The sequence below is a fragment of the Rickettsia felis URRWXCal2 genome, from assembly GCA_000012145.1.
Classification (GTDB): Bacteria; Pseudomonadota; Alphaproteobacteria; order Rickettsiales; family Rickettsiaceae; genus Rickettsia; species Rickettsia felis.
Window position 1 is genome coordinate 1,459,042 of the sequence record CP000053.1, and the last position, 26,107, is coordinate 1,485,148.

Sequence of the window (26,107 nt, forward strand, 5' to 3'; positions counted from 1 at the left end):
CTAATTATAATTTGCAATTTTATATTTATCAAGAATATTACATTAAATCACCGATATTCTCTAAAAACAACCTAGCTCGATGCGATGCCGGTTTATTAAAAAACTCCTTAGCAGACTGATTTGTCAAAATCTGCCCTTGATCCATAAAAATAACACGATCCGCTATTAATTTTGCAAACTTCAAATGATGCGTGACTACTACCATACTCATTTGATCTTTTAATAAATTTATATTCTCTATAACATCTTTAATATTTTCGGGATCGAGTGCCGAAGTCGGTTCATCGAATAACAAAATTTCCGGTTTCATCATCAAAGCTCTTGCTATTGCGGTGCGTTGTTTCTGTCCTCCTGATAGACTTGCCGGATATGAGTCAAATTTTTGCGTTAGCTTAAATTTTGCAAGTAATTCCTTTGCCATAGAAATTGCTTGTTCCTTTGGCAAATTTAATACATTTACCGGTGTATAAATTAGGTTTTCTCCTACCGTTAAATGCAGAAAGAGATTAAAATTTTGAAAAACCATACCGACTTTTAAACAAAGCTTTCTTCTATCTTTAGATAATAGCTTCTTCCCGTCTACCAAAAAAGTACCGCTACTTGGTTCTTCTAAATTATTTAAAATTCTAAGCAGAGTAGTTTTTCCACTTCCCGAAGGTCCAATTATTACAGTAGTTTCTTTAGTAGTAAAATCTAAATCAATATTCTTAATTGCGTAATTTTTGCCGTAACGCTTACAAACTTTTTCTAAAATAATCATAAACTAAACCGTAAATTTATAACCGTCATAAAGCGGCTTAACATTATTTGGAAGCATTTTCGTAATCTCATGATAATCTATCGTATGTCTCATATTGGTTAATAATATCTGCTCAGGTTTATATTTTTCACGCCATTCTAGAACTTTATCAAGCCCTGCATGATTCGGATTTGATTTATAATCCATACAATCTAAAATCCATATTTTTATATCCTTTAAAAATTTTTCCGATTCAGGCGGAAAATCGATTACATCGGGCGAATAAACAAAATCACCTATACGTAAACCTAAACTATCTATAGGACCATGATGTTGTCTAAAAAATTGTATCTCAATAGTATTAATTTTAATTTTATCAAAAAAACTAACAGATTGAGTTGTGAACAACCGCCCAAGTTTAAATAACTTATTATCAAATAGATAATCAAATTTTGTATGGAGCTTTGCCGTACTATCGTGATCTGTATAGATTTCAAATGGCTTACCTTGCATAAAAGTAAATACCCGTAAATCATCGATGCCGTTAACGTGATCGGAATGATAATGTGTTAATATAGCACAATCGAGCTTATTTATCTTTTCTCGTAATAGTTGATTTCTAATATCAAAACCGAAATCAACTAATATTTGACTATTTTCATCTTTAATATATATTGCCGATCTAGTTCTTTTATTGTACTTTGAATTCGATAAGCATATACTGCAATCGCACCCGATCACCGGTACGCCGAGAGATGCTCCACACCCAAGTATTGTTACTTGTAACATAAATATTTAAAATGATGTTTGAAGTTTTTTATAATTTTTGCGGCTTAAATCAAGAAATATTCTTATTTTTGAATAAAGTTACTAATATCGGATTTATACCTTATTTTTTAAAAATAATTTCGTTTTGTTTTAATATCGCTAATTTCGCCTTAATATATATTTTATACTGTATATATTTTTATATTCAATTAAAGAAAATTAAAAATGATAATGAACGGCAAAATAAATTTTGGCACAATTATAATAAATTAATTGAAATAGGTATAATATACGGGGTATTCGGTTTAATTTTTACCGCTCTTAAATTTTCAGTTAATTTCCCTCGCCCTTATTGTAGTCTTCCTGCTGATAGTTTCATGACTATAATAAATACTGTAAATGAAAGATGCTTTTCAAGCTTTCCAAGCAGCCACGCGGCTCTTAGCGTTTTGGTAATATATTTTATTTGGGATTATATTAAATTATCGTTAAAAATCTTAATGATTTGTGTTATCATACTCGTGTCTTTATCTCGTATAAGCCTTGCCATGCATTACCCAAGTGATATAATTTATGGCATTGCTATTGCATTTATAACAATACTGATAGGTAAATTAATTTATCGAGTCTTTGCAAATAATATAATAAGAAAGGTTGGAGAGTTAATTCTTACTACATATAAAAACTTGATTTTTAATCTTGAAAGTTTTTAATATAACTGCTACAATGTAGCTACATTATTGAAAAAAGAATTTTTATGTCTGCTGATTCTATTGTGCGAGCCCGTATTAACGAAGATGTAAAAGAAGAAGCAGCCTTAGTGCTTGCTGCTATGGGGCTTACTTTATCTGATGCTGTTCGTATGCTTTTATTTCGTGTTGCTCGTGAAAAAGCATTGCCGTTTGAACCGCTTATCCCAAATGATGAAACAATTAAGGCCATGAAAGCTGCAAGAAGCGGCAAATTAGTTCATATTGGTAATATAAATAATTTGTTGTCCGATTTAAATGAGAACGATTAAACGTACTGCACAGTTTAAACGTGATTATACTCGATGAACTTCAAAAATTGGCTACGTCGTCTTATAAGTTCTGCGGTGCTCACGTATTATTATACGCTCCGCTCCTCGACTTATAGACTCCTTGCTCTTTTTGAAGTTGATCTTCGTATACTAATTTTTCATTTACTTAGAGTATAAAGTTTTTGAAAAGCATTAGATGCTATTCCTCACTAAAAATGACGTTGTTGTATGGCTCATTTATGTCATTCCCGCGTAGGCGGGAATCCAGTATGAATGACATCAAAAAACCAAACAAACATTATGCTACTATACCGAAAATACTTTATAAAAAATATCTTACCGCTGCTTATAGTTGTTACTTTTTCAGTGACTAGTATAGTATGGATAACGCAAATATTAAAACTTTTATACTTATTTGATAAAGGTATAAAAGTTATGGACTTCTTCAGTTTAATAGTTCTAGTACTTCCTACTTTATTATTTATTCTGTTACCGGTAATAACGGTTATTGCCGTGATCTATATCTATAATAATTTAAAAGTCGAGCGACAATTAATTATATTACAAGCTTCGGGAGTTAATAATGTACAGCTAGCATTGCCTGCTTTATATGCCGCATTAATAGTTATGCTACTTGCTTATTATATATCTTCTACCATCCTGCCGTTATCTCATATAAACTTAAAATCACGTTTAAACTTTATAAAGAATAATTATATCTCAAGTATGATTGAAGAGAAAACTTTTAATAAAGTAACGAAAGATATCACTGTTTTTATAGATAAAAAATCAGCAGGAAATATTATGAACGGCGTAATAATATTTGATAATCGCAACGCTGATAACCCATCAGTAGTATTTGCGGGTTCAGGTACTCTTAATATATATGATAATAACCCGATTTTTGAACTTAATAAAGGCATAAGACAAGAATATGACGTAAACGGTAATTTAACTCAGTTAACTTTCGATTCTTTAATGATAAAACTACAAAATGATAATCCATTAGTATCGCAAAGAACTAAACATAATAAAGAAGCAAACGAATATTATATCAGCGAATTACTTGCCCCTCCTCATGATTTAGCTATTACTAAAAAAATTAAATTAATTGCTGAAGCACATCAAAGAATAATTTGGCCTTTATATAATTTTGTATTACCTTTTTTAGCACTTGCAGTTTTTTTGAGATATCCTTATAGCAAAAAAACAACTTTTATGCCGGTATTATTTTCTGCCTTAACAGTATTGCTAGTTACTTCAATTCATTTTATATTGCAAAATTTTGCTTCAAAAAATCTAGATTTTATTTTTGCTTGTTATTCCAATTTGATTATTGCTTTAACGATCGGATTATATTTATTTGTACGTAAAAGAATATAAGAGTCTATCTATAAAGTAATTTTAACTGATAATTAAAGAGATTTTATAGCGAAAATTAATAAGTTTTTTGCTGGAATAGCTAACCCTATTTCAAAAAAAATTTATAATTTGTAGCAAAAAAGAATTTAATTAGCTTTAAAATTACTTTATAGATAGACTCTAGGTCTGTGCACTTTTGATTAATGCTTATAATTATGAGATATTTTTAAGCGAAAATTAATAAGATTTTTGAAGGAATAGTTATTCATATTTCAAAAAAATCTGATAATTTGCAGCTAAAAAGAGCCATAATTATAAGCATTAATCAAAAGTGCACAGGACCTAAGCTTATTCTACCTTATTCCACGTTCCACGAAGATTTTGAGTAAAACAATCGATTTTATTTTCCTGCTCGGTAAATTTATTTATTTTTGCCGTTAATTCTTTTAAATCTTCCGGTAAATCGGTTATTATAATTATCCTTTTAAAAACTCTTATATATTCTTTTGCTTGTAAAATTTTTCCTATATCCGTAGGCGAGATAATAACAAGCACACTAGCATTATTAGGATTTTGTAACTCATCGGTAATATAAATCGGCTGTTTTTCAGGCTGCGGATCAAGTTTACTTCCGTGAGGTATAAATTGCTTACGTGAATAAGTCCAAAGATTTTTATTGAGCATTTCTTGTTGATCCGCATCCGCAGTTAATATCACGCTTTTAAGATCAGAGCGATAGCATTTTTCTATCAGAAGCAATATCGATTTTAGAAGCAATTCATCGCTTGTTTGATAAATACTAAATTGCTGCATGGAATTTTATGTTATTTTTTATGAGAGAATTTAAGTGGTACGGATGAAGGGACTTGAACCCCCACGCCTCGCGGCACAAGAACCTAAATCTTGCATGTCTACCAGTTTCATCACATCCGCATATGGTAATGTTATTCCTAGCTCAGCATTGTTGCTTGGATCGGGTTTATCCGTCATTGCGAGGAAATTACAAAGTAATTGACGAAGCAATCTCAGGATATTTGACAAGATTGCCACGCAGCCTATGGCTGCTCGCAATGACGACTTGGTATCCACGCTGGAATGACATTAAAGTATTTCCATCAAAAAATTATAATACACATCATATAATTTTTGTAAATCGCTAATTTTTGTGTATTCGTTTATTTTATGTGCCGTTTCGGATAATAAGCCAAATTCTACTAACGGACAATAATCTTTGACGAATCTTGCATCCGACGTACCCCCGCTTGTAGAAAATTCGGGCTTTATTTTTAACACTCTCTCTACTATATCAGCAAAATCTTTTATCTTATCGTTTGGATTTTGAATAAAACTATCAGCAGAACTACTATATTCTAATTTATAATCTACTTTATATTCTTTGCAATATCGTTTAATAATTTCTTCTACCTGTTTTGCTAAAGTTTCTGCACTATGTAAATTATTAAAACGTATATTGAAAGATGCTTCCGTACTTGCCGGAATTACGTTTGAAGTATTATTACCGACATCGATATTCGTCACTTCAAGATTTGAACTTTGAAAAAATTCCGTCCCTTTATCAAGTCTTATATTTGTTAACTCATTCAATATTTTTATTAAGCAGGGCAACGGATTATTTGCTTTATGAGGATAAGCTACATGCCCGCTTAAGCCTTCTATATTTAATTTAAAGTTAACACTTCCTCTTCTGCCGATCTTAATTGTGTCGCCTATTTCTTTTTCACAAGTGGGTTCACCGACAATAGCAAAATCCATCTTATGCCCTTGGTCATAAATATATTGCAGCATTTCTTTAGTACCATGCTTTGCTTTTCCCTCTTCATCACTAGTAAGTAAGAAACTAATAGAACCTTTAAAACCGGTATTATTTTTTATAAAATCTAAGCTAGCTGCTAGAAAGCATGCTATCGCCCCTTTCATATCCACCGCACCTCTGCCATATATCTTACCGTCTTGGTGGCTAGCCTTAAATGGACTCGCATTATGCCAAAGCTCATGATTACCTGCCGGCACTACATCTACATGCCCAACAAAGCAAATATTAGGCTCATTGCTACCGAAAACAGCATAAAGGTTAGTGGCTTGCTCACTTTTAGAATCGCCGAATATTTTTATTTCGGTCTTAAAGCCGTGCTGTTTAAGCAAATCATCAATATACTCAATAGCCCCGTCACTCTCAGGAGTTACAGACTTAAAACCAATCAAATCTTTTAAGTAGTTAATGTACATCAATTATTGCCAAAGAGAGTTTAATTTAGCTTCATTATTAGTATCAAGTAAAAATAGCTCATCTACTCTTAGTTTTTCCATTTTTCTATTATCTAATATGTTATGCATATCTTCAAATTTAGAAAATCAATAATATTTCTGTTTATCTGGTTTATGTGCATCGGTAAAATAAAGTATCGACGTTTTTACTCCTGTATAAGGTAAAAAAGTACTTTGCGGTAGAGAGATAACGAGTTGCAGCTTTGCTTTTGACAGTAAAAATTGACGGACGCTAGATGTGTCTTTCCTAAACAAAAATCCCTCAGGTACTACCAAGGCCATTCTACCACTTTCTTTTAAATTTTGTAGACAATGCAAAACACAAGCAGCATCACCGTTATTTTTGGCGATGCCGTTATAATAAAGAGGAGCTATATGATTTTCTGTTATAGTTTTGCCGTTTTTTATAGTTTTTTTAGTGATAGTTTGAGAAAATGGCATATTAGTAGCTATTATGTCAAACTTTAATTGTTGGCTTGTCTTGGAGCTAATATAGTAAGGGTTTCTTAGGGTATCTATTTGCTGGATTTCACTATGTCCATCATAACCTTGTAAAACAGTGTTCATCTTTGCTATTCTAGCAGTTTTAGTTAACTCTCGTCCATATAATGTATTAAACCTTAACCTTTCTAAATCTTCTTCAGTGTTAATTATATTATTTTCTTTTATATAATTAAAAGCTTCAGTTAAAAAACCACCTGTACCACAAAAAGGATCATAAATAGTTTCTCCAAACTTGAGATCAATTAGGTTAATAATTGTTTTGATTATATTTCTCGGTGTAGAATATTCACCAAAATTATTTTCAATGAAAAAGGTTTTTTCTAGGAAACACTCAAATGCATCATATTTTATATCCGTATCGATTGTAGATAAAATGAGAGGGTCGATTGCATCGATAATATGCCGAAGCGTTTGAGGGTTACCGATAGAAATAGACGTAAAAACCTCCCCACCGTATTTATTTTTAATTTGTTCTATGACATAGCCGTTTATGTAACCGATAATATCTTCGTTTGATTGTGCTTTAATACTATTCCATCAAGATTTTTCATTATTCTCACTAAGCAATTTTAGAAATAATATATTAGCGAATTCGCTAAATCTTTCTATACCGGCTCTGAGTCCTTCACTTCTTAAAATATTATTTAGGTTTTTGAATATTGATATTAACTCATCTCGTGAAACTTTAACTTCCTTAGGGATCGTCCAAGCTTCATTACTGTTTGCTTCTAAAAAAGCTAATAATTCTTTTTCACGTAATAATTCTTTTACTTCCTCACCGTTTAATATAAGTTCTTTATTATTAGCAACAAAACGAGATTCACAGTAAGCTCCATTCATTGCGAACACTATAGGTACATCAAGCAGTTTTGCATATTTTGTGGCTTGCTCTAAAGCCTGCCTTAAATCTACTCCTATTTTTTTGCTTCTATTATTGCAATAGGTAGATCAGTGCAGCTTTTATATAAAATATAATCCGGTCTTTTTCCGTTTAATCTTGTCTGTTCTGTTTTTGATTTTGGTTTTTGGAAATAAACATTCTTTTTAGTATCATTATCTATATGCCATCCCTTATTTACAAGGTTATTGCTGATAATCCATTCAGTTTGCTGTTCTGCTAACATAAGAATTGCTTAGATATTTTTATTTTGTAATTAATAATTATATCTTCTTACACTTATTATACAAGTTTATAAAAGTATAAAAACAACTTTTTATCTCACTAAAAAATAAATTATTGCTATGAATTTATATAGATTTTTGACTTTCTTAATGAATTTAAATAACTTATTATTATGAGCTTGTTATAACTAATATTAAAATCATGGGCATAAATAATCAATTAAGAGAATTAATTAAATCTGGTACTTTTGCCGGTATATTATTAATTATTGCTTTTACTTTAGCAATAATTGTCAGCAATAATATTTTCCTAGCAAAATATTATTCTTCTTTTATTTACAGTAAATTTTCTTTAACAATAGGAAATGTAAGTTTACAAACAACTTTTATAGAGTTGGTTAATACGGTCTCATGACCTTCTTCTTTTTATTAATAGGTTTAGAGTTGAAATTTCACCTAGTAGAAGGTGAATATAAAAATAAAAAAAACTAATATTACCTGCGGCGGCAGCCCTTGGAGGTGTGGTAGTTCCTGCCTTAATATACATGTTTTTTAATTATGATAAACCGGGATTAATAAAAGGATGGGCTATTCCTATAGCAACCGATACTGCTTTTGTCCTTGGTATTTTATCTTTTTTCAGTCGACATATATCTTTAGAGTTACAAGCTTTTATTATAGGTTTCACATTAATTGACGATGCTTTTGCGTTAATTATACTAGCCTTGTTTTATACTAAAACAATCAATACTCCGGCATTATTAATTTCCTCTGTAATTATATTCATCTTGTTTATATTGAATTATCGACAAGTTAAACAATTATTTTATTATATAATTGTAGGTTTATTATTATGGATTAGTATGGTGGAGTCAGGTATTCACGGTACTTTATGCGGAGCTATTATAGCACTTTTTATACCTGTTAATATAAAAGGAGAATTTAACACTTCTTTTAAAAAACTTGAAAACTTAACTCGTCCTTTTGTAAATTACTTTATTTTACCGCTTTTTGTATTTATGAATTCCGGTATCCTTTTAGAATATTTTGTATTTAAAGGCACCTGTTCCAACTCAATCCTTGCTTTAGTTTACGGAATAATATTTGGTTTATTTGTAGGTAAGCAATTAGGTATTATGCTATTTTCATATCCATTTGTAAAATTTAAACTCTGTAATTTACCAAGTGATACCTCATGGTTAAAATTTTATTCTATATCTATACTTGGAGGAATTGGATTTACCCTAAGTTTATTTATAGGTAGTATTACGTTTGAGAGTAGTTGTCCTTCAAACTCTATGAGAGCTGCAGTAATAATAGGCTCTTTAATTTCTGCATTATTTGGCGTAGCCGTTCTAAAATATTGTACTAGCAAAGAGTAAAGCAACTAAGAAGCTCTACCTTGAGTAATAGACCCATTTTGTGACGGGCGTGAGGAGCGAAGTCTGTAACTAATAGGCAAGCCAACGAACAACAAAGACATTGTCGCGTGGACCGATAAAACCCACGTGGTCCATAAAAACAATAAAAAATACTAATAATTTTAATATTTTTAACTGGATCCCGTGGAAGGGCCACGGGATGACAGAGATAAAATTGATCCGCACAACAATGCTAACAACGAAGCACAAAGTGGGAATCAGTTTACTATACTCATTAAATAACGATGATAGGATTTTAATAACACATCATACTTTTGTTTGGAAAAAACAAGATATGGTACTATATAGATATTATTAGAAGAAGGAATCGCTTTTTCAAGCTTATTTAGCATAAAAGGCATATTATAATTATGCTCTACTAAAATTATTGAAGTAAGATTGTAAGTTACAATAAAATCAACCGCTTTCTTAATATTATCTTCTTCAGACATTATTTTATTCGGAGCAAGTATTACCTGCTGTTCTATAACATTACGTTCCTTTAACAAATTTTTTAATTGCTCTGTAGATTCTATACCGGTAATAAATAATATAGGTGCATAGCCTGCTTTAAGCAAAGCAATACCGGTTTCAATTTTATGTCCTCCTCCTGCAAATACTATTACTGCATTAGTGGTATTACTATTGAGCTTATAAGAATTTATTAAATATAAATAATAACCAAGACCACCGACCCAAAGAGCAAAAATTGCTAAAATTGTGAGTAAAAATTTTCTGATCATTTAAATATTTTATTAAATTCAGTTTGAATAATTTTATCAAATTCAGACATTTCAATATGAATTCCTAACTGATTTAAAGATGTTACTAAAGAATTTTCAAGTCCACAAGGAATAATCCCACTAAACTTACTTAAATCTGTTGAAATATTTATAGCTACACCGTGATATGTAACCCATTTTCTTACTCTAACACCTATTGCAGCAATTTTAGCAAATTCACCTTTCCTTACTTTTACCCAAATTCCTACTTTATCTTTAATAATATATGTTTTAATTCCAAAATAATTTAAGCTATTTATAATCCATTCTTCAAGCATTTTTATATATAGCTTTAAATCTTTGTGTCGATTTGGTGAAGCTAAATTAAGAATTGGATAAATAACACGCTGACCCGGTCCATGAAAAGTAAATTTACCGCCACGTCCTGTGTAAATTACCGGAATATCACCGTAATTTAATAATTCTTCTTGTTTATAATTAGTACCGGCTGTATATACTTCCGAATGTTCAACTAAATAAACAATTTCCGGCTCATTATCACTAATTACTTTGTTAACGTAATCTTCCATTAATTTCAAAGTAACTCGATAATCCATAAGATTCGGTATAGTTATAAATTGTAGCATATTATAAATGTGTTATACCGCGAGCTTGTAGCGGTATCTATATATTAATTTTTTTAATTACTTTTCTGGATTGCCGCGTCGCCTACGGCTCCTCGCAATGACGACCTAGGTATCCACGCAACAATGCCTTCCCGCGTAGGCGGGAATGACATAAAACGAGCCATGAAATAAAGCTTACAAGCTTGCAGTATGACATCAACTTTGTTGTATCATATTAATTACTTAACTCAGATTTATATTTCAATATTAAGGCATCTAAAATTGCTATGGTTTCAGCATCCAAATCGCCGGAAAAATTACTAGGGCGAAAATGTATTTGAAACGAAATTATAACATCTTTCATTTTAGAATCTAAAATTCCAGTAGCTTCAAGTTTATAACCGTATGTAATAAATTTTTGCTGAATTGCTTTAATATCGGTTATGTCGACTTGAGGCAATAGCTTGTTAAAAATTTGCTCATCATACCATGCTCCAATATCGCTATCATATAATAGTTTCCAAGGAAATAGCGGACCAGGGTCCTGTTTTCTACCTGGAGCAATGTCAGAATGCCCAACCACTCTAGTAGGTTTAATATCATATCTAGCGATAATCTGTTTACACAAACTTATGACACTGTTAATTTGTTGCTTTGAATAAGGCAGCCAGGTTATATTATTGTTTTTTGCATTTACTTTAAAAGCAGGATTTACGATTTCAATACCGATTGATGTATCATTAATACGCTCATGACCTTGCCAGTAACTTACTCCGGCATGCCTTGCTCTATCATGCTCTTCTACTAATTGAAATATATGTTCAGGGTTTTCATTGTTTATTAAATAATGGCTACTTAACTTTTCACCGGTTAGAAAATCTAAAGACTGCTTAAAATCACACTGTGTATAATGTAGCACTAGGAATTTAATACGTTTATCAAACCCCACAGCTCTATAAGATGTTTTATCGATTACTATCATAGTTTAAAGGATGTTAATCTTAGTTAAAAACGGCTTTGTTGCATGGCTCTTATGTCGTTCCTGCGTGGTATTGTTGTGTGGGCCTGTTTATCCGTCATTGCGAGCAGCCGTAGGCTGCGTGGCAATCTCATGAAATAATAACAAACTCCTGAGATTGCTTCGTCAATTTACTATTGTAAATTTCCTCGCAATGACAACCTTCAGTATCTATACAACAATACCTACTCACAATGACGATTTGCTATCTATACAAAAATAGCTTCAAAGTATAACAAGAAAAATTTTGATGGTGCCGGATATCGGATTTGAACTGATGACCTACCGCTTACAAGGCGGTTGCTCTACCACTGAGCTAATCCGGCATATTAATATGATTATAGAGAAAAGTATATAATTTGGTAAGAAAAACGTTATTGCATGGACATAAAATCGTCATTGCGAGCGACTGAAAAGAGCGTGGCAATCTCAGGACTTTGATACGAGATTGCTTCGTCAAAATTTTCAATTTTTCCTCGCAATGACGAAAATACACTATAAATTAAGCTTCTTTAGCTTCCTTTTTACTTGGTCTAACTTTGCGGTTTTTTGCTTTAACTTCCATTTCCTTTTTAACTTTCTCAGGAAGAGTAACACCTGCTTGCTCAATAAATTTTGCGACTCGCTCGGTTGGTTTAGCACCGGTGCCAAGCCAATATTCTATACGATCTTTTTTTAAAACCACACGCTCACTATTATCTGAAGCAAGCATTGGATTATAAGTTCCGACTTTTTCTAAAAAGTCACCGTCACGAGGTGCTGTTGCGTTAGCTACTACTACACGGTAAAAAGGACGCTTTTTAGCACCGCCTCTAGCTAAACGAATTTTTACTGCCATATATTACTTACAATTATTTTATTTTTTCTTCTTTAAAAAGAACATGTTTTCTAACTACTTTATCATACTTACGAAAAGAAAGCTTCTCGGTTTGGGTTTTCGGATTACGTTTTTTTACCCAAAAAACACCTGTGCCGGCAGTACTTACTAGCCTTACCAAAACATTTTTATTTTTCTTTGCCATTAGCTGACACCTTAAATCAAGATATTATTTTATTATTACTCAAGAAAAGCAGAATAAAACGAAATTGAAAAATAGTCAAGTAAAAACTAGGCATTGCAAAATAAAGAGAGATGCGTCATTGCGAGCAGCCGTAGGCTGCGTGGCAATCTAGTTTTAATGTCCTGAGATTGCCGCACTCCTTACAGTCGTTCGCAATGACGCCAACTTTTCAAATTAAACGAGTTACCGTCCAAATAAGCGTTCGATATCCTTAAGCTTCAACTCAATATAAGTAGGTCTGCCGTGATTACATTGACCTGAAAACGGCGTATTTTCCATTTGACGCAGTAAGGCATTCATTTCATCTGCCGATAATTTACGCCCTGCTCTAATAGAATAATGACAGGCATAAGTTTCTGTCACATGCTCTATTAACTCCGTCAAAGCTATATTCTCACCGAAATCCGATAAATGATCAGCGAGATCCTGAATTAACTTTTGTACGTTTACATCTTCAAGGATATTTGGAATTTCAGTCACTATAATAGATTTCTCACCGAATTTTTCTAGAGTTAAACCAAGTTTATATAGTTTTTCTCTATTTTCATATAAACAATCTGCTTTTCTTTCATTTGGCAGTTCTACTATCTCAGGAATAAGCAAACGCTGTTTTATTAACTCTTCCGTTTTAAGGTAATCTTTTATTTTTTCATATCCTAAACGTTCATGTGCTGCATGCTGGTCGGTAATTACTATACTATCTTCGGTTTGTGAAATAATATAAGTAGTATGAAGTTGTGCTTTAGCTGCCCCAAGTTTATATTGTTTATGGACTTGCTGCTCATGTTCTATACGTCTTTCTACTTCTTGTTCTATTTTAGCGTGCGGTAATGTATCGATTAGTTTTTGACAAGCAGTATTTGGCGTAGGTTTAAAACTAGGCGACATAGCAGGTCTATAATCTGCTGGTTTACTATTCACGCTTACAGCTTTACTTACTGACGGTTGTTTGTTAACTAAAGGATTTTTAAATAACTGAAGAGCATCAGAGGCGATAGTAGTAGAAGTAACATGGCTTTTATTCGTTAAAGCATTTTTAATTGCTTCTATTAATAAGTTTCGTACATAATTCGGATCATGAAACCTAACCTCTGCTTTTGCCGGATGTACGTTAACGTCAACAAGTTGCGGATCGATTTGTAAGAATATAGCACATAGCGGATAACGATCACGAGCTAAATAATCCTGATATGCTACCCTTAAAGCTACTTGTAGCAACTTATCTTTTACCGGTCTATTATTGATAAATAAAAACTGATCTTCACTTGAAGCTCTATTATATGTCGGGATACTAGTATAGCCGCAAATAGAGAAATCAGGAGTTTTGAAATCTATATAAGCGGCATTTTTTATAAAATCATCACCTATTACATCAATTATACGCTGTTTTAGGTTAGTTTCTGCATCTTTATTTTGTCCTTTAAACTTTAGCAGATTTCTGTCATCATGTGTTAAGCTAAAAGAAATTTCAGGATGTGCTAGAGCGATTTTCTTAACCACGTCTACAGTTGCTGCAAGTTCAGTCTTGTCGGCTCTTAGAAATTTTAAGCGAGCAGGTGTTGCAAAAAATAAATCACGTATCTCTATTTTAGTACCTTCATTATGGACAGAAACAGTAACTTGTTTTTCATTGCCGCCGATTAACTTAATCTGAAACGCTTTGTCAGCCCCTTGTTTCTTAGAAGTAATTAGCATTTTGCTAATGGCAGCAATAGACGGCAGTGCTTCACCTCTAAAACCGAAAGTATGAATATTTAGGAAATCGCTTTCATCAAGCTTAGAAGTTGTGTGACGTTCAACGGCAATTTCTAATTCCTTATCAGTCATACCGATACCGTCATCGGAAATAATGATTAGATTTTTACCGGCACGCTCTAAGATAATATCTATTTTAGTACTACCGGCATCAACAGCATTTTCAACTAATTCCTTTACTACCGATGCGGGTCTTTCTATAACCTCACCGGCAGCAATTCGGTTGATAGTACTTTCCGACAGAAATTTTATAGTCATTTTGTTACTAATTTAAATTTCTTGCTACAATATGGACAAACAATCTCCTTTTTCTCTTTATCTATCTCTAAATAAACTTTTGGATGGTCATATGGAGGTTCTTTGCCCTGGCAAGATACAGATACATCAACGCTATTAACAATTTCCATAAATTATACTCTAATTAAAATGAAGAGTAGACGAAGTTTAATTTGGAAAAGAGCTAGGAGTTCACAAGGCGAGGAACGGAGCATATATTAATATGTGAGTACCGTAGCCCTTGTAGAACGACAACGCCAATTTTTCAAATTAAACGAGTATATACATTATTTCTTTAAGTAAAATCTAATATAAGTTACTTTTAAATAAAAGACAAATAATACTTGATTAACTATGTCATGCCGTGGCTTGTACCAGCTACATCGTCGTTGCGAGCAGCCGTAGGCTGCGTGGCAATCTCATAAAATAATAACAGATTGCGGACGTACAATTGCTACGCAATTTCCTCGCAATGACAGTTTAGCTTACAAGTCGCAGAATGACAACAAAAGGAGGTGAAAATGAAAGACAAAGTAGCAGTTATTACCGGTTCTACTAGCGGTATCGGGCTTGAGATAGCAAAACATTTTGCAAAACTTGAGTCTAAAATAGTTATTAACGGTTTTGCAAAAGAGACGGAAGTAGCCAAAATTTCAGCAGAATTGAAAGAGCTTGGTGCAAGTAACGTATTTTATCAAGGAATAAATTTGGCAGAACCTGAAGAAATATTTTCTATGTTTGAGAGAATAATAAAAGAATTCGGTAAAATAGACATATTAGTAAATAATGCCGGTATTCAGCATGTTGCTCCTATCGATGAATTTCCTGAAGATAAATGGGAGCAAATTTTGCGTATAGATTTAATAGCTTCTTTCTATACTACAAAATATGCGCAATACCGATTATGAAAAAAAACCGTTTCGGGCGAATTGTTAACATCGCTTCCGCTCTCGCATATGTTGCATCACCTTTTAAGTCGGCATATGTAGCAGCAAAGCATGGTATTCTTGGGCTTACCAAAACCGTTGCTTTTAGAAGTGGCTGAGAATAATATTACAGTTAATGCTATCTGCCCAGGTTACGTCAACACACCGCTCGTGCAGAATCAAATAGCAGATACTGCTAAAGCTAGACATATCAGTGAAGAATCGGCACTCCGGGATGTAATCCTTAAATCTCAAGCTACTAAAAAATTTGTAGAAGCTGATGAAATAGCAAACTTAGTAATATTCTTATGTGATAAAAAAGCATCATCAATAACAGGTAGTGGGCTCTTGATAGATGGCGGCTGGACGGCACAGTAGTTTTTAATTCTTAATATTTGTTAGTTATTGAGAAATAACTAACAATAAAAACTTCTTGCAAAAATTTAATTTACTCCTTTACACTTGAAATAACACAAAATTTATTCAAGGAGGAATTTATGCCAGAAAAAAAACATCTACATTTTCAAACTGAAGAAATTGAATTAAATAGAGTAAAAAATGCCAAATTAATTCATTTTAAAGATGAACTGGGTAGACCTATAGATGGGCAGTTAGTTATAGGAGAAGTTGAAGAAGTAAAAGAATTTTCTAGACCCGTAGAAGTTGAGGTAAAGCGTAATGTGGGCAAGTTTAAAAAAGCTCTAGCTTATCTTGGAATTATTAAAAATACTAAAAAAGTTATTAAAGAAGAAAAATATACGGAAAAAGTAGTAAGCAAAGAAGAGAAAATTATAGGTACTTATGAATTAGGCAATTTTACTAATGATAAGAATTCCATAGAGAATTTTTTAAACAACTTAGATTTCCATGAAGAAAAACTTTACGCATATGATCTTAGCGGTACAAAAATTGGGGAGGTAGGTGATTTTGGAAAAGTAGTATTAGATGAGAATATTAAGCTTGATGAAACTATTCTTCAAAAAAATGGAAAAGTATTTGCTATTGAAAAAAATGGTAAATTCTTAGATTTAGAAGGCAAAGCTTTACAAAATCAAAATCAGTTTATACAAAAAAGTAGTGGAGTTTATCATTTAAGTACTGCTACAGACATAAGATATTTTGATAAAGATGAAGATATTAAGACTTCAAGAGGTGTTACGAATCTTAACACAAAGCCCGTAAAAAGTGCTCTTAAAGGTAGCAGAGAAGCTACAAAAATAGGAGAAAAACTACGAAAACAACAAGAAGAACAGAAATTTGCAGGAATTAAAAAGCCAAAAGGAGCTAAACTTACAAAAGTAGGAATTCCGGTAGTTCCCACTAGATAGATAACTAGGTTATGTACTTGACCATTATAACGTATATATTATAATAGTTATGATCTTATTATTTAGTCTTTTACGAGTCTTCCCGATTAAGTGTGTAAACTTTTCCAAAAGCCTAGATTCTTTCGTCAAATTTTATTAAAAAATGAGCCATAGCCGCATTCCAATTTGGTATGGGCATGGACCATTTTTTGGTCATGTAATCAATTGCCAAATATAAGCTTTTAAAAACAGCATTATCATTTGGAAAAACACGTTTATTTTTTGTGACTTTTCGGAGTTGACTATTAACAGATTCCACAGCATTTGTTGTATAAATTATTTTCCGTATTTCTTCAGGGTATCCTAAGAAAATCATTAAATTATCCCAGTGAACATACCAAGATTTAGCAATTTGAGGATATTGTTTATTCCATTTAGATTCAAAAGCCTCTAAAGCGGAAAGTGCTTCTTTTTCTGTGCTAGTGTATAAATAGGTTTTAAATCACCAGCAAGCTCTTTCCGGTCCTTATATGATACATATCGTAAACTATTTCTAATTTGATGTACAATACATAATTGATGCTCCGTCTTTGGAAAAACAGCACCTATAGCTTCAGACATACCATTAAGGTTATCGCTACATGCTATCAGTATGTCTTGTATACCTCTATTTTTCATCTCAGTAAAATTTCCAAGCCAAAATTTAGCCCCTTCATTCTCACTGATCCATAATCCCAAAATATCTTTCCGCCCTTCTAAATCAATACCTAATGCAACATATACCGATTTATTGATAATCCGTTTATCCTGACGTACTTTTACTATTAAACAATCAAAAAATACTATAGCATATACTGGATCTAATGGACGGCTTTGCCATAGCTTAACATCCTCTATTATATCATCTGTGATTTGGCTAATTAAACTCTCGCTTACATCAGCTCCATATAACTCCTGAAGCTGTAATTTTATATCTGATAAACTCATACCTTTAGCATACAAAGATAGTACTTTATCATCAAAACCATCAAGCCTTCTTTGACGCTTTGCTACTAATGATGGTGCAAAACTGCTATTTCTATCTCTTGGCACTTCAATCTCAACAGCACCATTCTTTGTAATCAGATTCTTTGTGTTATAACCATTACGTGAATTCTGAGCATCACTTTGATTGTACTTGCTATATCCTAAATGATTATTCATCTCAGACTGTAGAGCTCTCTCTACAAGACGCTTGGTTATTTCTTTTAATAAACCATCTTCCCTGAATAATATTGATACATCTGTATCATTATTGATCAATAAATCTATCGCTTGTTCCATTGCAGCATTTTGTTTCTGTGTCATTGTAATTTCTCTTTTTGTTATATTTTCTTCTATACAACCTTTGAGAAATTTACACACTTATTTGGACAGTGCCTCTTTTACATTTCTAATATAGCTTGTATTTGAGCTTTTACTTCTAGATTATCAGGCTCTAATTCTAATGCTTTATTGTATGATTCAAGAGCTAAGTCATACTTTCCTAATTCTTCTAAAGCAAGACCTTTATTAAAGTAAGCATCATAATCGTTAAGGTCTAACTCAATTGTCTTATCATATAACTCTAATGCTTGCTCATATTTTGCAAGAGTACACAAAATGTTTCCTTTATTGAGATAGGCATATGAATTATTAGGATTTAACTCAATTGCTTTATTAAAAGATTCAATAGCTAAATTGTATTTTTTTAATTTTGCTAATGCTATACCTTTATTAGAGTATGCAGTACTGTAATCAGGATTTAACTTAATTGCTTGAGTATATTTTTTTAACTCAAGTAAGATATTTGCTAAATTATAATGTGCCGCAAAATGACTCGATTCTAATTTAATTACTTCCTTATATGATTTAATAGCTAATATATATTTACCTAACTTTGCTAAAATATAAGCTTTATTATAATAGGCTGTTGGGTGATCAAATTTTATTTTAATTGCTTTATTAAAAGAATCAATTGCTAATTCATATCTTTTTAAGCTAGATAAAGCAGTGCCTTTATTAATATGCGATTCAAAATAATTAGGATTTAATTCTAGAGCTTTATTATATAATTTAATTGCGGTTTCATACTCTCCTAAATCTTCCAGTAATACTCCTTTATTAAAATATGCCTCTGCATCGTTTGGATTTCGTTTTATTGCTTTATCATATTTCTCTAGCTTTTTTTCATAATTTTCTGCAGAAGTATTATATTTCATACTCATCTATAATTTCATTCGTCTTAAATAATAATAAAAAAATTAAATATTATAAAGGTTATTTTATAATATTATAAATTACACTTTATAAATGATGTAACTCGTCTATAATAACTAATTAGTAATTAAGTTATTTAAAGCTCGATGAATAGGTCTAAATTCATTTTTTTATCTGCTATTTCAGGTAATGTACTCGAATATTATGATTTTACGGTATATTCAGTTTTTTCGTTGATTATTGGACAAGTTTTTTTTCCAGGTGAATCAGAATTCATTAAAACTCTTCTAAGCCTTGGAGTATTTGCGGTCGGCTTTCTGACAAGACCGATAGGAGGTATATTATTCGGTTATATCGGTGATAGATACGGTAGACGTATCGCTTTAATAATCTCGATGCTAGGTATGACTATTCCGACCTTTATTATGGGTCTTATACCCTCATATGCAAGTATTGGGATTTATGCCCCTATAACTTTAGTTATAATGCGGCTTATTCAAGGTTTATGTATTAGCGGTGAAGGAACGGGAGCGGCTATTTTTATCCTTGAACATCGTCAAAACTTAAGAGCCGGTTTTACGGCAGGGTTAGTTCATGGTTCAAATATCGCAGGTACTTTAATTGCAACATTTATCGGTATTATAATTGAGCGTTATTTTTCGCATATAGATTTTGCTTGGCGTTTTTCTTTCCTACTTGGCGGATTTATGGGTCTTGCCGGGTTTTACTTGCGATTACGTGTATCGGAAACACCGATTTTTAAAATGCTTGAGAAAAAGAAACAAGTTCTTAAAGCACCTTTTTCCAATGTAATTAGAACTGCTTGGAGATCGATGTTTTTAACTATGTGTATAGGTGCTATTGCTAGCAGTGTTATGTATTTAGTAAAAACTTATATAAATGTTTTCTATTATAATGTAATGCATCTTAGCAATACTATTGCTTTATCATATTTAGCGTATAGTTCATTTATTGCAATGATAGCGATGCCGCTTGCCGGCGGTACTGCCGATATTATCGGAAAATTTAAAATGGCAATGCTTGTTGGTACTGCTATTTTGATATTGATTTTACCGACCATGTTACTTATGTCAGCAGAAGAGATGTGGCAACAAATTATAGCTCTTACAATGCTTGGTTTGCTCGCAGGAAGTATAGCAGGTACGGCTTATATATTCGTTATATCCTTGTTTACGGCAGAACAAAGATTTACCGGTGTTGCTTTCAGCTACAATTTTGCAATAGCGATATTCGGCGGAACTTCACCTATTATTTCTCGTTGGCTTGTAGAGCATACAGGCTTATTTTATGCTCCGGCTTTTTATATCATGATCATTGCTGCCGTATTTTTAGTGATTATGTATATGATGAGGAAAGTAATTAAATCGTTGCTTAATAATTATGAAAATAGAAAATAAAGAGATAGCTAGTAATTGGTTTACTGATTTACGTGATTTATTGTGCAAAGAATTTGAAAAAATCGAAGAAGAATATGCACAGACAAAAGGTTTAAAACCGGCTAAGTTTGTACGTACAAGCTGGCAACGTAACGGCGGTGGCGGCGGTATTATGTCTCTCATGAAAGGAGAAGTATTTGAAAAAGTCGGGGTTAATATATCTACCGTATTCGGTGAATTTTCTCCCGAATTCCGTAGTGAAATTCCAGGAGCAGAGCTAGACGGGAAATTCTTTGCAACAGGCATTTCATTAGTCGCACATCTTAAATCGCCACTAATTCCCGCTATGCATTTTAATACTCGTTATATAGAAACTTCTAAAAGTTGGTTTGGCGGCGGTGGCGATTTAACACCTTTCTATCCGAAAGAAAACGAAACTGCAAAGTTTCATGCAGCTTTTAAAGAAGCGTGCGATAAGTATGATTCTAGCTATTATCCTAAATTCAAAAAGCAATGTGACGAATATTTTTATCTAAAGCATCGAAAAGAGCCGAGAGGAGTAGGCGGAATATTCTATGATTACTTAAATAGTGGTAATTTTGAACAGGATTTTGCTTTTACGCAGGATGTAGGTAGAGCTTTATTGTCGGTATATCCTGAAATCGTTAGAAGTAAGTTATTTTTACCTTGGACAACTGAGCAGAAAGAATACCAACTTATAAGGCGGGGTAGATATGTAGAATTTAATTTGCTATATGACCGCGGTACTAAATTCGGCTTAATGACCGATGGAAATGTTGAAGCAATATTAATGTCGCTACCACCTGAAGTAAAGTTTAATTGACTTTTTGGAAGTTAATATAGAACCATAACCGAAATAGTAAAACGCTACGAAACCTCTGTCAAAAGTGAGAGTATTTTTTACAAAACTGATGCAATCCTTGGCTTCTAGCATTATTGCGTGGATCAATTTCATCTCTGTTATCCCGTGGCTTGACCACGGGATCCAGTTAAAATACTAAAATTATTAGTATTTGTTTATTATTTTTATGGACCTAGTTAGCAAGCGAACTAGATGACACAGTGGATTTTACCGGTCCATACAATAACGCCTCACGATCTATAACAAATTTTTTTACTTTGTAAGTTTAGGCGGTAAATAATTTTCTGTTGAGATTACTTTCTTACCGGTTTTATTTTCCAAGGCCGTTTTAGCATTTTTAGCTATACCTCCTCCTATTTTACTTGCAATTTTATTTTCTTCCATGCCTGTTGCATTATTAGTTTCTGCTACCTGACGAGTAGATAATTCAGCAAGAGCAGTAAAAATTAATTCTGCTTCGTTCATGTGATCACGTAAATTTTGATTTTTTAAGCCCTTTATATTTTTGTGTTCTTTAATGCTTATACCTGTCCATTCTTGATGAATAATATTAGTTAATATAGCAAATTCACTCTCTTTCGTTACTTCATGATTTTTCCAATAGTCAGTTAATTTATTTCGTGTTTCCTGCCCCATCATACGTTGCTGAATCCACTTCTCACTACGTCCGTGTCGCTTCCAATTATCCCTTGCTCTATCAATTGACTTTTCCGGATCAGAAATTTCTTGAATCCTCTCATAACCGACTTTAGCAAGCCATTGTTTAAATGGTTCTGCTTTTGGAGACGGAATAGATTGTATAATACGAAGTAATGATTCTGTATTTGCACAATCTGTTATATATTTTTTCCCATCTGTGGCAGTTAATTTCAGCCCGTGACAATTTGTCACGACCTCACTTTTTTCTTCGTTTAACCGTTGCTTTAGTTTTCTCCAATAAGCTCCGGGATTACTACTATCAGTCAATGCTCCTACTACGTCTACTACTGAAAACCACCATTCGTTGTTATGCAAAATTCTTCTAATGGTTTTATCTTTAAAAATTACTAACTTATTAAGTTCATCGCTATTATTCATAATGTTCCATATTATTTTTTATGAATTATAAATATTCTAAATAAATTTTACAACTTATATTAGAAATAAAAAATCTTTTAGGTAAACAAACTATTAGTTTAAAATAAGTTATAGATTGACTTTTAAAGGAAGTTAGGTATAAACTTTAACTGAAATAGCAAAATGCTATTTCGGAGCGTAAGAACCTCTTAATCAACGTGGTATCTGTGTCGACCATAAAATGATGCTATCCTTGGCTTTATTTTGGTCGGGGTTATAATAGTTATGTCCAAGGTTTAAAGTGCATACTTTAAACCTAAAGACTATTATGGCTATCGTTGATGGTTTTCTTACTTCCCCGACCACCAAAGGTTTATTTCTCTTCGGTGGTTAAAACTTGAGTAATTTAAGCTTAATCAATCGGGAGTATCCATATGTCCAACCAAAATACCAAAACCCTATCTGAACTCGTAGCAGAGTTTACTTCAAAAGAAAATTTAGAAATTCTAAAAATTGAGATAGCAGAGCTGTTAGAAAGACCTTTGAAAAAGAGAGATATAGACGCAATAGAGAAACGCTTAGCAGAACTAGAAGCAATATTTGGTAGCTAAAGTATAAATATCATCGATGAGCAGGCATTGCTTTCATTTATGTCATTCCTACTATTTAATATTTCAAGCTGTATTTATAGATACCGTGGTCAAGCCACGGTGACAGAACAGATTAAATATTAATCAAATGGTTTCACTATAACCATTATTACTGCAATAACCATACAAATAGCTGGAATCTCATTAACTATACGGTAAAATTTTTCTGAATGGATATTCTTGCCATTTGCTAAATCTTTTCGCCATCTTGCAAGTAAACCGTGAAATATCACTAAAATTAACACTGCAAACATTTTAACGTGAAACCAAGTATCAAGAGCAACAAACCCGTAAATATGAGCATTTATTAAACCAAATATAATTGTGCTAATCATTGCCGGATTCATAATGAACCTGAGTAATTTTAGCTCCATCACTTGTAAGGTATTATCTAGTTCACTACCTATTTTAGCTTTGGTATGGTAAACATATATTCTAGGTAAGTAAAGAAGCCCTGCCATCCAACATATAGCAGATATCAGATGGACTGACTTAAACCATAGATAGTAACTTGCCATTCTTTTCCTTGTTAATTTGTTAATTTACATAAACATTTAGTAAATTCGTTTGGACATATTCTTGTACTAGAGCTACTCGTAACTAAATTAGTATCAACCTTATTAATAAATTGCAGCAATATATTTGTCAAACTATTAATAAAAATTTTATTTGTTCCAAGTGTCGGAATTCGAGTATATTGAACTTCATATTTATCTGCGATTAATTTATATTCAATATCAAGTTCTACTAGTGTTTCAACATGCTCGGATACAAAGGATATAGGTACGATAATTATGTCTTTTTTTAACTTTCCTGCTAGCTCTATTTCATCTTCCGTATTCGGTTTTAACCACTCTATAGGTCCTACTCTACTTTGATAAGTTATCTTATAATCTAGATCTTTTATATTTAATTCTTTAACTATTGCTTTTACTGTTTCTTTTATCTGAAAACTATAAGGATCGCCTGCTTTTATTATTTTTTCAGGTAACCCATGAGCAGAAAATAATATACGAAAATTTTTATCATCATCGTATAGTTTTTCCTTAATCAATGAAACATGGCTTTTTATAAAATCTTCTTCTTGAGGATAACAACAAATTGTTTTAATTGAGATATCAATATCAAAGTTTTGTAAAAAATTTTTAACCGAAGATCCTGTCGTAGTACTTGAAAATTGAGGATATAGAGGCAATAATATTATTTCGCTTGGATTATATTTTTTTATTTGATCTATTACTTCTTTAGCAAAAGGTGCTGAATATCTCATATTTATAAAAATAGCGAAATCTTCTTTTATGAGCTGCTTTAGTTTTTCGGTTAGTGCTAATTTCTGCTCCTCTGTTTCCTGAAGTAAAGAAGATTTTCCACCGATTAAAGAATAAATTTTTTGAGATTTTCTCTCTCTAGTAGTAGAAATTATTTTTGCAATAATATAGCGGAATGGATTCGGTAGATTAATTATAGCTTTGTCATAGAATAAATTAAATAAAAAAGGTTTTACGGATTCAAGGTTTTTTGGACCTCCTAAATTAAAAAGTACTATTGCTATTCTTTTCTTCATATAACCTAACATATTCTGTCAAAAACTTTACATTTTCCGGAGGTGTTTCAGGCAAAATACCATGCCCTAAATTAAAGATAAAATTCTTTCCTTTCATTGTCTGAAGAATTTTATAAGCTTTTTCTTTGATAATTTCTTTATTAGTTAATAATACGACTGGATCTAAATTACCTTGTACTATTACTTTATCACTCCACTCTTTCATTTTTTCAAGAGGAACCATTTGATCTACGGCTAAAATATCTATAGGTACTTCTTTTATAAATTTTTCGTACAATAATACCGCTCCTTTAGGAAAAGCAATTATAGGAATTTTTGGAAAATCTTCTTTTACTTTTAATATAATTTTTTTTGTCGGCTCTATTACAAATTCAGTAAACTCCTCTTCTCCAAGTACTCCTGACCATGAATCAAAAAGCTTTAAAACATCTGCTCCCGATTTTGCTTGATTTACAAGATGATCAGCTGTTTTTTCCGTAATAAAATTTAATAATTCTTTAGCAAGTATTTTATTTTCATATATAAATTTTTTGCTCGTTTTAAAATCCTGTTTTCCTTTTCCTTCTAGCATGTAACTCATCACTGTCCAAGGACTACCCGCAAATCCTATTAAAGAAGTGGTGGAAGGTAATTCTTCTTTTACTTTTTTTATTATTTCATAAACTTTCTCTAATTTATTATTCGGATTGCTTTGTAGATATTTAAAATCTTCTTGTGATTTGAACTGCTTTAATATAGGTCCTATGTTTTCTTTAAAATCTACTTCCCATCCAAGAGCATGAGGTAAAACTAATATATCAGAAAAAATAATAGCTGCATCAAATCCATAACGTTTTATCGGTTGTAAGGTTACTTCCGTTGCTTTATTAACATCATAACAAAAATCTAGAAAATTTTTTGTTTTTTCTCTTACTTTTTTATATTCTGGCAAATATCTACCTGCTTGACGCATAAACCAAATAGGTATCTTATTACTATTTCTTTTTAATGGATTTATAATTTGCTTCATACTATTACTAAAAATATTAAATTAATAAATATATTTATTATTTATTGTTTATGTAAACAGAATTATGTAGATTAAATGTTTTAAACAGAGTTATCAACAAAATTTTCATTAAAATTTTCTTAAAAATATCGGTATTTTTAATTATAATTCACATAAGTTTATAATGAATTTATACAAGTGGATAATTAAGTGTAAAATTCGTTTATAGCTTAGAAAAGACTATTTTTTCAAAGGAAAATGAGATTTATTCACAATTTTTATCCACAAACTATTTATTTAAAAGAAATAACACTATATTTACTTGATTTAATAAGGATTTGAGGAAATTTTTAATAGATTTTAATAGGAAAAATAATAAGTTATTAAAAAATTTATCCACAATTACATGTGTAAAGT

Annotated in this window: 28 protein-coding genes, 2 tRNA genes and 3 pseudogenes; 11 read left to right on the forward strand and 22 right to left on the reverse strand. The window is 31.8% G+C overall.

Going from position 1 to position 26,107, the window contains the following annotated elements; all coding sequences use genetic code 11:
• Positions 1–37: 37 nt before the first annotated feature.
• Positions 38–760 (reverse strand): amino acid ABC transporter ATP-binding protein, encoded by a 723-nt coding sequence (locus tag RF_RS07245; RefSeq protein ID WP_011271670.1) that lies wholly within the window; start codon positions 758–760, stop codon positions 38–40.
• A gap of 3 nt (positions 761–763) precedes the next feature.
• A complete protein-coding gene (locus RF_RS07250) occupies positions 764–1,528 on the reverse strand; it encodes an MBL fold metallo-hydrolase (protein ID WP_011271671.1) in 765 nt (254 codons plus the stop codon).
• A gap of 14 nt (positions 1,529–1,542) precedes the next feature.
• On the opposite strand from RF_RS07250, the gene RF_RS07255 reads away from it, so the two are divergent.
• From RF_RS07255 to RF_RS07265, 3 genes are all read left to right on the forward strand, one after another.
• Positions 1,543–2,220 (forward strand): phosphatase PAP2 family protein, encoded by a 678-nt coding sequence (locus RF_RS07255; RefSeq protein ID WP_045820730.1) that lies wholly within the window; start codon positions 1,543–1,545, stop codon positions 2,218–2,220.
• A gap of 44 nt (positions 2,221–2,264) precedes the next feature.
• A complete protein-coding gene (locus RF_RS07260; protein WP_011271673.1) occupies positions 2,265–2,528 on the forward strand; it encodes a type II toxin-antitoxin system RelB/DinJ family antitoxin in 264 nt (87 codons plus the stop codon).
• A 300-nt stretch (positions 2,529–2,828) separates the two neighbouring features.
• Complete coding sequence (locus RF_RS07265; protein ID WP_041405328.1) at positions 2,829–3,911, forward strand: LptF/LptG family permease; 1,083 nt, start codon at positions 2,829–2,831, stop codon at positions 3,909–3,911.
• Positions 3,912–4,238: 327 nt separating this feature from the next.
• On the opposite strand, the gene RF_RS07270 is transcribed toward RF_RS07265, so the two are convergent.
• The 6 genes from RF_RS07270 to RF_RS10730 all read right to left on the reverse strand — a co-directional run bounded on the left by RF_RS07270 (position 4,239) and on the right by RF_RS10730 (position 7,804).
• On the reverse strand, positions 4,239–4,703 hold the full coding sequence (locus RF_RS07270) for a DNA polymerase III subunit chi (protein ID WP_011271675.1): 465 nt from the start codon (positions 4,701–4,703) through the stop codon (positions 4,239–4,241).
• Positions 4,704–4,738: 35 nt separating this feature from the next.
• Positions 4,739–4,823 (reverse strand) — tRNA-Leu (locus tag RF_RS07275).
• Between the two features lie 168 nt (positions 4,824–4,991).
• Positions 4,992–6,137: a succinyl-diaminopimelate desuccinylase gene (gene dapE, locus RF_RS07280; RefSeq protein ID WP_011271676.1), complete on the reverse strand. Its 1,146-nt coding sequence runs from the start codon at positions 6,135–6,137 to the stop codon at positions 4,992–4,994.
• A 126-nt stretch (positions 6,138–6,263) separates the two neighbouring features.
• Positions 6,264–7,208, reverse strand: a complete 945-nt coding sequence (locus tag RF_RS10720) for an N-6 DNA methylase (protein ID WP_318248862.1) — start codon at positions 7,206–7,208, stop codon at positions 6,264–6,266.
• Positions 7,209–7,217: 9 nt separating this feature from the next.
• Complete coding sequence (locus RF_RS11745) at positions 7,218–7,520, reverse strand: restriction endonuclease subunit M (protein WP_156110778.1); 303 nt, start codon at positions 7,518–7,520, stop codon at positions 7,218–7,220.
• Positions 7,521–7,594: 74 nt separating this feature from the next.
• Positions 7,595–7,804 (reverse strand): hypothetical protein, encoded by a 210-nt coding sequence (locus RF_RS10730; protein ID WP_011271679.1) that lies wholly within the window; start codon positions 7,802–7,804, stop codon positions 7,595–7,597.
• Between the two features lie 200 nt (positions 7,805–8,004).
• On the opposite strand from RF_RS10730, the gene RF_RS07300 reads away from it, so the two are divergent.
• Together RF_RS07300 and nhaA are read left to right on the forward strand one after the other, a co-directional pair.
• Complete coding sequence (locus RF_RS07300) at positions 8,005–8,217, forward strand: Na+/H+ antiporter NhaA (RefSeq protein WP_011271680.1); 213 nt, start codon at positions 8,005–8,007, stop codon at positions 8,215–8,217.
• Positions 8,214–9,184, forward strand: a pseudogene (nhaA, locus tag RF_RS07305) (Na+/H+ antiporter NhaA). The gene RF_RS07300 and the pseudogene nhaA overlap by 4 nt, the downstream one beginning before the upstream one ends.
• A gap of 257 nt (positions 9,185–9,441) precedes the next feature.
• Here nhaA and RF_RS07310 read toward each other — a convergent pair.
• The 8 genes from RF_RS07310 to RF_RS09490 form a co-directional block, all read right to left on the reverse strand.
• A complete protein-coding gene (locus tag RF_RS07310; RefSeq protein ID WP_011271682.1) occupies positions 9,442–9,966 on the reverse strand; it encodes a YdcF family protein in 525 nt (174 codons plus the stop codon).
• Positions 9,963–10,592, reverse strand: coding sequence for a lipoyl(octanoyl) transferase LipB (lipB, locus tag RF_RS07315; RefSeq protein WP_011271683.1), 630 nt, complete (start codon positions 10,590–10,592; stop codon positions 9,963–9,965). The genes RF_RS07310 and lipB overlap by 4 nt, the downstream gene beginning before the upstream one ends.
• Positions 10,593–10,806: 214 nt before the next feature.
• Entirely contained in the window at positions 10,807–11,553 is a 747-nt protein-coding gene (locus RF_RS07320) for an N-acetylmuramoyl-L-alanine amidase (RefSeq protein WP_011271684.1), read from the reverse strand.
• Between the two features lie 287 nt (positions 11,554–11,840).
• Positions 11,841–11,915 (reverse strand) — tRNA-Thr (locus tag RF_RS07325).
• A 176-nt stretch (positions 11,916–12,091) separates the two neighbouring features.
• Complete coding sequence (gene rpsP / locus RF_RS07330) at positions 12,092–12,427, reverse strand: 30S ribosomal protein S16 (RefSeq protein WP_011271685.1); 336 nt, start codon at positions 12,425–12,427, stop codon at positions 12,092–12,094.
• A gap of 13 nt (positions 12,428–12,440) precedes the next feature.
• Positions 12,441–12,611, reverse strand: a complete 171-nt coding sequence (gene rpmG / locus RF_RS07335) for a 50S ribosomal protein L33 (protein ID WP_004997072.1) — start codon at positions 12,609–12,611, stop codon at positions 12,441–12,443.
• Positions 12,612–12,833: 222 nt separating this feature from the next.
• Entirely contained in the window at positions 12,834–14,663 is a 1,830-nt protein-coding gene (gene mutL, locus RF_RS07340) for a DNA mismatch repair endonuclease MutL (protein ID WP_011271686.1), read from the reverse strand.
• The gene (locus RF_RS09490) at positions 14,660–14,812 is read right to left on the reverse strand and encodes a zinc-finger domain-containing protein (protein ID WP_011271687.1); all 153 of its coding nucleotides are present in this window, start codon (positions 14,810–14,812) and stop codon (positions 14,660–14,662) included. The genes mutL and RF_RS09490 overlap by 4 nt, the downstream gene beginning before the upstream one ends.
• A gap of 390 nt (positions 14,813–15,202) precedes the next feature.
• On the opposite strand from RF_RS09490, the pseudogene RF_RS09495 reads away from it, so the two are divergent.
• The 3 genes and pseudogenes from RF_RS09495 (at position 15,203) to RF_RS07350 (ending at position 16,935) form a co-directional block, all read left to right on the forward strand.
• Positions 15,203–15,726, forward strand: a pseudogene (locus RF_RS09495) (SDR family NAD(P)-dependent oxidoreductase).
• On the forward strand, positions 15,719–15,985 hold the full coding sequence (locus RF_RS08225) for an SDR family oxidoreductase (protein ID WP_081427840.1): 267 nt from the start codon (positions 15,719–15,721) through the stop codon (positions 15,983–15,985). Before RF_RS09495 ends, RF_RS08225 begins: the two are co-directional and overlap by 8 nt.
• A gap of 119 nt (positions 15,986–16,104) precedes the next feature.
• Positions 16,105–16,935 (forward strand): hypothetical protein, encoded by an 831-nt coding sequence (locus RF_RS07350; RefSeq protein ID WP_011271690.1) that lies wholly within the window; start codon positions 16,105–16,107, stop codon positions 16,933–16,935.
• 112 nt (positions 16,936–17,047) lie between these two features.
• Here the strand turns inward: RF_RS07350 and RF_RS07355 are convergent.
• Positions 17,048–18,261: pseudogene (locus RF_RS07355) on the reverse strand (IS256 family transposase).
• A gap of 77 nt (positions 18,262–18,338) precedes the next feature.
• Entirely contained in the window at positions 18,339–19,154 is an 816-nt protein-coding gene (locus RF_RS07360) for a tetratricopeptide repeat protein (RefSeq protein WP_187145854.1), read from the reverse strand.
• 144 nt (positions 19,155–19,298) lie between these two features.
• On the opposite strand from RF_RS07360, the gene RF_RS07365 reads away from it, so the two are divergent.
• Together RF_RS07365 and hemF are read left to right on the forward strand one after the other, a co-directional pair.
• Positions 19,299–20,570 carry an MFS transporter gene (locus RF_RS07365; protein ID WP_011271692.1) on the forward strand — a complete coding sequence of 424 codons (1,272 nt, stop codon included), beginning with the start codon at positions 19,299–19,301 and terminating at the stop codon, positions 20,568–20,570.
• Positions 20,554–21,393 (forward strand): oxygen-dependent coproporphyrinogen oxidase, encoded by an 840-nt coding sequence (hemF, locus tag RF_RS07370; protein ID WP_011271693.1) that lies wholly within the window; start codon positions 20,554–20,556, stop codon positions 21,391–21,393. The genes RF_RS07365 and hemF overlap by 17 nt, the downstream gene beginning before the upstream one ends.
• Positions 21,394–21,684: 291 nt before the next feature.
• Here the strand turns inward: hemF and RF_RS07375 are convergent, their stop codons facing one another.
• Positions 21,685–22,509, reverse strand: coding sequence for a BRO-N domain-containing protein (locus RF_RS07375; RefSeq protein ID WP_011271694.1), 825 nt, complete (start codon positions 22,507–22,509; stop codon positions 21,685–21,687).
• Positions 22,510–22,922: 413 nt separating this feature from the next.
• Between RF_RS07375 and RF_RS10735 the strand changes: the two genes are divergently transcribed.
• Positions 22,923–23,099 (forward strand): DUF5320 domain-containing protein, encoded by a 177-nt coding sequence (locus RF_RS10735; protein ID WP_162180253.1) that lies wholly within the window; start codon positions 22,923–22,925, stop codon positions 23,097–23,099.
• A gap of 119 nt (positions 23,100–23,218) precedes the next feature.
• Here the strand turns inward: RF_RS10735 and hemJ are convergent, their stop codons facing one another.
• Genes hemJ through hemE form a run of 3 tightly spaced genes read right to left on the reverse strand, consistent with a single transcriptional unit; the run spans position 23,219 to position 25,711 of the window.
• Positions 23,219–23,656 carry a protoporphyrinogen oxidase HemJ gene (hemJ, locus tag RF_RS07380; RefSeq protein WP_011271695.1) on the reverse strand — a complete coding sequence of 146 codons (438 nt, stop codon included), beginning with the start codon at positions 23,654–23,656 and terminating at the stop codon, positions 23,219–23,221.
• Between the two features lie 11 nt (positions 23,657–23,667).
• Entirely contained in the window at positions 23,668–24,714 is a 1,047-nt protein-coding gene (gene hemH, locus RF_RS07385) for a ferrochelatase (protein WP_011271696.1), read from the reverse strand.
• A complete protein-coding gene (gene hemE, locus RF_RS07390; protein ID WP_011271697.1) occupies positions 24,671–25,711 on the reverse strand; it encodes a uroporphyrinogen decarboxylase in 1,041 nt (346 codons plus the stop codon). Before hemE ends, hemH begins: the two co-directional genes overlap by 44 nt.
• Between the last annotated feature and the right edge of the window lie 396 nt (positions 25,712–26,107).

Bases quoted from the DNA above. Each gene is read 5' to 3' on its own strand.
- RF_RS07245 (WP_011271670.1), bottom strand. From the start codon at position 760: ATGATTATTTTAGAAAAAGTTTGTAAGCGTTACGGCAAAAATTACGCA.
- RF_RS07250 (WP_011271671.1), bottom strand. From the start codon at position 1,528: ATGTTACAAGTAACAATACTTGGGTGTGGAGCATCTCTCGGCGTACCG.
- RF_RS07255 (WP_045820730.1), top strand. From the start codon at position 1,543: ATGTTTGAAGTTTTTTATAATTTTTGCGGCTTAAATCAAGAAATATTC.
- RF_RS07260 (WP_011271673.1), top strand. From the start codon at position 2,265: ATGTCTGCTGATTCTATTGTGCGAGCCCGTATTAACGAAGATGTAAAA.
- RF_RS07265 (WP_041405328.1), top strand. From the start codon at position 2,829: ATGCTACTATACCGAAAATACTTTATAAAAAATATCTTACCGCTGCTT.
- RF_RS07270 (WP_011271675.1), bottom strand. From the start codon at position 4,703: ATGCAGCAATTTAGTATTTATCAAACAAGCGATGAATTGCTTCTAAAA.
- dapE (WP_011271676.1), bottom strand. From the start codon at position 6,137: ATGTACATTAACTACTTAAAAGATTTGATTGGTTTTAAGTCTGTAACT.
- RF_RS11745 (WP_156110778.1), bottom strand. From the start codon at position 7,520: ATGAATGGAGCTTACTGTGAATCTCGTTTTGTTGCTAATAATAAAGAA.
- RF_RS10730 (WP_011271679.1), bottom strand. From the start codon at position 7,804: ATGTTAGCAGAACAGCAAACTGAATGGATTATCAGCAATAACCTTGTA.
- RF_RS07300 (WP_011271680.1), top strand. From the start codon at position 8,005: ATGGGCATAAATAATCAATTAAGAGAATTAATTAAATCTGGTACTTTT.
- RF_RS07310 (WP_011271682.1), bottom strand. From the start codon at position 9,966: ATGATCAGAAAATTTTTACTCACAATTTTAGCAATTTTTGCTCTTTGG.
- lipB (WP_011271683.1), bottom strand. From the start codon at position 10,592: ATGCTACAATTTATAACTATACCGAATCTTATGGATTATCGAGTTACT.
- RF_RS07320 (WP_011271684.1), bottom strand. From the start codon at position 11,553: ATGATAGTAATCGATAAAACATCTTATAGAGCTGTGGGGTTTGATAAA.
- rpsP (WP_011271685.1), bottom strand. From the start codon at position 12,427: ATGGCAGTAAAAATTCGTTTAGCTAGAGGCGGTGCTAAAAAGCGTCCT.
- rpmG (WP_004997072.1), bottom strand. From the start codon at position 12,611: ATGGCAAAGAAAAATAAAAATGTTTTGGTAAGGCTAGTAAGTACTGCC.
- mutL (WP_011271686.1), bottom strand. From the start codon at position 14,663: ATGACTATAAAATTTCTGTCGGAAAGTACTATCAACCGAATTGCTGCC.
- RF_RS09490 (WP_011271687.1), bottom strand. From the start codon at position 14,812: ATGGAAATTGTTAATAGCGTTGATGTATCTGTATCTTGCCAGGGCAAA.
- RF_RS07350 (WP_011271690.1), top strand. From the start codon at position 16,105: ATGCCAGAAAAAAAACATCTACATTTTCAAACTGAAGAAATTGAATTA.
- RF_RS07360 (WP_187145854.1), bottom strand. From the start codon at position 19,154: ATGAAATATAATACTTCTGCAGAAAATTATGAAAAAAAGCTAGAGAAA.
- RF_RS07365 (WP_011271692.1), top strand. From the start codon at position 19,299: ATGAATAGGTCTAAATTCATTTTTTTATCTGCTATTTCAGGTAATGTA.
- hemF (WP_011271693.1), top strand. From the start codon at position 20,554: ATGAAAATAGAAAATAAAGAGATAGCTAGTAATTGGTTTACTGATTTA.
- RF_RS07375 (WP_011271694.1), bottom strand. From the start codon at position 22,509: ATGAATAATAGCGATGAACTTAATAAGTTAGTAATTTTTAAAGATAAA.
- RF_RS10735 (WP_162180253.1), top strand. From the start codon at position 22,923: ATGTCCAACCAAAATACCAAAACCCTATCTGAACTCGTAGCAGAGTTT.
- hemJ (WP_011271695.1), bottom strand. From the start codon at position 23,656: ATGGCAAGTTACTATCTATGGTTTAAGTCAGTCCATCTGATATCTGCT.
- hemH (WP_011271696.1), bottom strand. From the start codon at position 24,714: ATGTTAGGTTATATGAAGAAAAGAATAGCAATAGTACTTTTTAATTTA.
- hemE (WP_011271697.1), bottom strand. From the start codon at position 25,711: ATGAAGCAAATTATAAATCCATTAAAAAGAAATAGTAATAAGATACCT.